This is a genomic window from Dryocola boscaweniae, assembly GCF_025215095.1.
GTDB lineage: Bacteria > Pseudomonadota > Gammaproteobacteria > Enterobacterales > Enterobacteriaceae > Dryocola > Dryocola boscaweniae.
Genome location: NZ_JALHAP010000042.1, coordinates 1 through 480 on the forward strand (window position 1 = coordinate 1; position 480 = coordinate 480).

Here is a 480-nt window from a genome sequence, read left to right on the forward strand (position 1 = left end):
GTTTCTCCAGCAGCGCCGCCGGGATCGGCAAGCGCAGGCTGTCGGCCGGCAGGGGCCAGTCGGAGGTGTGCGACATGTCGGTAGCCGGCTCCGCAATATAGTCCATGAACAACACAATTTAGTCGATCTCGCGACCTTCCGCCCAGTGATAGCTTCTTGGCCAAAGCGAGGTCCGACTCGACCTCGTACCAGTCCGCCACAACAATAAAAGCCGGCCTGGCCGGTGCAGGAGGGTTCATGTCAGTCCCAGTCCGCCACCTCATCGCGGGAGCCTTCGTCGAAGGTCTCGGCGCCCAGCGCATCCCGGTCAGCAATCCCCTCGACAACAGCACCCTGGCGGAGATCGCCTGCGCCAGCGCGGAGCAGATCGAGCAGGCGGTGGCCAGTGCCCGCGAAACCTTCGCCAGCTGGAAGGAAACCCCGGTTTCCGAGCGCGCGCGGGTGATGCTGCGTTACCAGGCGTTGCTCAAGGAACACCAC

1 protein-coding gene is annotated in these 480 nt (G+C 64.2%); it reads left to right on the top strand.

The annotated features are described in order from the left end of the window. Positions 1-237 precede the first annotated feature (237 nt). On the top strand, positions 238-480 hold a 243-nt coding region (locus MUA00_RS00230; protein ID WP_271130452.1), incomplete at its 3' end, for an aldehyde dehydrogenase family protein.